At 70.4% G+C, this 4051-nt stretch carries 4 protein-coding genes; 1 reads left to right on the top strand and 3 read right to left on the bottom strand.

Translation table 11 applies throughout. From position 1 onward, the window contains the following. Nucleotides 1-716, bottom strand: a 716-nt coding sequence (locus ETD86_RS53010) for an AfsR/SARP family transcriptional regulator (protein WP_281287114.1), incomplete at its 3' end; no start/stop codon positions are given. 172 nt (nucleotides 717-888) lie between these two features. Here ETD86_RS53010 and ETD86_RS53005 point away from each other — a divergent pair. Then, the gene (locus ETD86_RS53005) at nucleotides 889-1377 is read left to right on the top strand and encodes a hypothetical protein (RefSeq protein ID WP_138674181.1); all 489 of its coding nucleotides are present in this window, start codon (nucleotides 889-891) and stop codon (nucleotides 1375-1377) included. A gap of 271 nt (nucleotides 1378-1648) precedes the next feature. Here ETD86_RS53005 and ETD86_RS53000 read toward each other — a convergent pair whose 3' ends face one another. Continuing rightward, entirely contained in the window at nucleotides 1649-3046 is a 1398-nt protein-coding gene (locus ETD86_RS53000; RefSeq protein WP_170223789.1) for a sensor histidine kinase, read from the bottom strand. Nucleotides 3047-3263: 217 nt separating this feature from the next. After that, nucleotides 3264-3926 (bottom strand): response regulator, encoded by a 663-nt coding sequence (locus ETD86_RS52995; protein ID WP_138674179.1) that lies wholly within the window; start codon nucleotides 3924-3926, stop codon nucleotides 3264-3266. Between the last annotated feature and the right edge of the window lie 125 nt (nucleotides 3927-4051).

The raw sequence follows: 4051 nt of genomic DNA, 5'->3' as shown, positions 1-4051 counted from the left end.
GTGGAGGGGACGGGCGGGGTGGCGCGGCGTACGGGGGACACGAGCCGCCGGCGGACGGCCGCCGTCTCCGGCGCGGGCTCCACCCCCAGCTCGTCGGCCAGGCGCCGCCGCAGGTCGTCGTAGCAGGCCAGCGCCGCGCCCCGGTTGCCGGCCCGGGCCAGCGCCATGATCAGCAGCCGGTGCGCCTCCTCGTCGTACGGATCCAGCTCCGCCACCAGGCGCGCCAGCCGTACGAACTGGTCGGGCGGCGCGGAGGCGGCCCCCAGCAGCAACTCGCGCAGCAGCAGCCGGGCCCGCCCGCGCTCGGACTCCAGCCAGCCCCCGAACGCCGGGGCGTCGCAGAACTCCACGCCGTCCATGAAGTCGCCGCGCCACAACCGCAGCGCCTCGTCCACGGTCGGCGTCCGGGCCAGATGCCCGTGGTCGACGAAGCAGCCGTCGCAGGGGAGGAACCGTACGTGATCGCGGGTGATCTCCAGCCACCCGCCCACCTCCTTGCGCAGTTCCGACAGCGCCAGGCGCAGGCTGCCCCGGGCGTTGGCGTCGGGCCGCTCGCCCCACAACAACGCGGCCAGCTCCGAGCGCGGGCGCGGCCCCGGCGTGGCGGCGAGATAGCAGAGCAGGGCGCGCGTCTTGGCGGCGCGGATGCCCACCGGGCGCCCTCGGACGGCCACCACCGGCGGGCCGAGCAGCAGCAGAGTCAGCGAGTCTCCCATAGACGCAGCACAGTAAGCGCACCACGGCCGCGGGGTTGTGCGAAAAGGCACAGATAGAACGTGCTATCCGCCACTGACCTGGGCTCTAACGATGCGCTCACGCTGCCTGCCCCACTCTGATGCCGTGTTTCGCGAGGAACGCGAAGCGCACGTCACACCAAGGAGAAACAGCATGCGCTCTCAAAAGCTGATCCCCGCACTCGCCCTGGCTGCGGGCCTGGCCGTGCCGGCGACGCTGGTCGCGGCCCCGCCAGCCGGCGCGACCGCCATGGCCGCGACGTGCCGGGTGGAGGTGGACTTCGTCGACGCGAACAACGTGGACGAGACCGACAACGTTGACGAGATCCGTATCAACCTGGGCGGGATCATGTATCCCGCCGGCAACAGCTGGGTCAACATGTGGGCCGGCGCCCGTGCTTACACGGCTTCCTTCGGCAGTCCGAGCGCCGTGATCAGCTCAGCCGGGTCGGCGCTCTTCACCCTGAGCGAAGTCACCCCGCCGTGGGTCGCCAACGGCACCACTCTCGGCACGATCACCGCACGCGGCTCGACGTGCGCTGGACTCGCCACGGGCCAGGTGGCCACCATCTCGAAGACCATCTCCGGCAACAACGACACCTTCTACTCGTACTTCATCAGCCTGGTGATGACCGGGCTGTAGCCTCCCCACGGTCAGAAGGCCCCGCTCCGGTCCCGAGGCGGGGCGGACCAGCGCGGCCTGCGGACGGTGATCCATCCGGTGGGCCGGACCCGCGCGTCCCTGACACGATCGCTCCAGCCGCCGGCCTCGGTGCCCGCCTTGCCGTCCTCCGCCAGGCCCAGCAGCAGGCCAGCCGTCGGCCGGGAGGTCGCCGAGGCCGGCGGCGCCGTTCGGCGCCATCAGGACGAAACGTCGTTGATCCCCCCGGGCACCGCTGTTCGACAGAATGGAGTCATCCGGCAGCGGGCGTGGAATCGGAGGCATCCCGCGCGTAGCGTGGGACCCGGAGGACGAAGCGGGTGCCCCGATCGCTGTCCTCAATCCGCAGCGTACCCCCGGCCGCCTCGGCGATCCGCCGGGCGATCGGCAGGCCAAGCCCGCTGCCTCCAGTGTTCTTGTTGCGGGCGGAGTCCAGCCGGGTGAAGCGCCGGAACACCAGCTCACGCTTGTCGGGATCAATGCCCGGCCCGTCGTCCAGCACCTCCAGCACCGCGACGCCGCCCGGGCAACTCTCATCGTCCTCGTGCTGCAGCGTGACCGTGATCGTGCTTTCTGCGTGCCGGTCGGCGTTGTCGAGAAGATTGGTGAGCAGGCGGCCCACGTGCTGGGGGTCGGCACGTACCTGCACGCCGGGCTCAAGGCGGCAGATGAGACGCTTGGTCGTCTGAGGATGCATCCGGCACTCCTCGCCCACCAGGTCGGCCAGGTCGATGGGGGTGAGCGCCGTGGGCGCGCTCGCGTCCAGTTTGGTGAGGGTCAGCAGGTCGGAGACGATCGACTCGATCCGCTTCAGGCTGCCCAGAAGGGTGTTGCACAACCTGGTCACGGTGGTCCCCTCCGGCGCCAGCAGGGCGTCCTCCACTTCCGCGCGCATCGCGGCGATAGGGCTTCTCAAGTCGTGGGAGGCGTCCGAGGCGAACTGGCGCTGCTGGGTCATCGCCGTGTCGAGGCGGGTCAGGGTGTGGTTGATGCTGTCGGCCAGGTCGCTGATCTCGTCGCGGTTGTGCGGCGTCGGTACCCGGCGGGAGGGGCAGGTGGCGTTGATCTCGTCCAGCTCTCTGCGGATGGCACTGACCGGACGCAGCGACGCGGAGACGATCCGGTTGCCGAGGTAGGTGATGGCGACCGCCAGCACGGCCGCGGAGCCGATCATCCGGGACGCCAGCCAGGGCTCGACCCACATGGGAACCACGGGCGAGGACGCGTAGACCGTCCAGTTCCCCTCCGGCCGGTCGGCCGACTGGGCGATCACGATGTCGCACTGGCCATGCCCGAAGACGCCGCCGCACACCACATCTTCCCTCGTGTTCATGCCGTCCGGGCTGAACGTCGCCATCGGCGGCTTGCCACGCAGCGCCGGGGTCGACTCAACGACGCGCCCCTGGTGGTCAACCACCTGGACGTTGCGGCCCGGGTGCTGCGCAAGGGGACCGCTCACCCTACCCAGGTCTTCGACCGTGATGGCTACACGGCCACCGGCCGCGCGGATCTCCGAGCTGAGCGCGCTGGTGGCGTAGCGATGGATGGCGATCATCAGGACTACGGCCAGCAGCGTGCACAGCAATGCCGATACCACTGCGGTGAATAGGGTGATGCGCCCAGTGATCGTGATATTCCTGCTTCTGGTCATCCTCCGCCCCCTCGGCCGGTTCACACCATGCTCTTGTGCTGTGTGGGGGGAGATTCTGATCTGGGCCCAGGGATGAATGAGAACGACGAGTGACGCCAATCCCGCACTTTTGATCGTATCTGGCGGGTCAAGCAGAGACGGGATACGGGGCGGTGCCGGCGGACCGCTCATGGCGGGCCCTTATCTACACGTGTGCCTGACGGTTGCTGGGGAGTGCTCAGGGGTGCAGGCCGCGGAGCCTCGACCACGAGAGGAGTACGTGCACGCGGTCCGGCAGCCCCAGCTTGGTCAGGATGCTCGACACGTGCACCTTCACCGTGTAGCGGCTGATGACCAGGCGGCGCGCGATCTCGTCGTTGGACAGGCCCTCGGCGATCAGCGCGCAGACCTCGCGCTCGCGTTCGGTCAGCCGGTCGGCCGCCGCCAGCAGCGCCCGGTCCTCGTCGGTGGGCAGCAGGGGTTGCAGCGCCTCGATCATGCGGGTGGTCGCCTCGGGCGCCAGCACGGACTGCCCGGCCGCGACGATGCGGATCCCGTCGCGGATCCGTTCGCCCGGCGCGTCCTTCAGCAGGAACCCGCTGGCCCCGGCCTGCAGCCCGGCGTAGACATAGCTGTCCAGGTCGTACGTCGTCAAGATCAGCACCCGGGACGGCCCGTTCTGCCGGGTGATGCGGCGGGTCGCCTCGATGCCGTCCATGCCGGGCAGGCGGATGTCCATCAGCACCACGTCCGGCCGCAGTTCGGCCACGGCGGCGACGGCCGCCGCCCCGTCGCCGACGGCGCCCACCACGGTCAGGTCGTCGGCCGCCCCGACCAGCCGCACCAGCGCCTCCCGTAGCAGTTGCTCGTCGTCGCAGATCAGCACCCGGACGCCGGTCATGTGACGCTCCGCAGCGGCAGCGTGGCGCAGACCTCGAAGGCGCCCCGGTCGCGGGTCACCCGCACCGAGCCGCCGAGCAGCTCGACCCGTTCCCGCATGCCGATCAGGCCCACGCCCGCCCCGCC

Source organism: Nonomuraea turkmeniaca, from assembly GCF_005889735.1.
GTDB lineage: Bacteria > Actinomycetota > Actinomycetes > Streptosporangiales > Streptosporangiaceae > Nonomuraea > Nonomuraea turkmeniaca.
The sequence above is the reverse complement of the archived record's forward strand: the minus strand, read 5'-3'. Positions and strand labels throughout refer to the sequence as shown.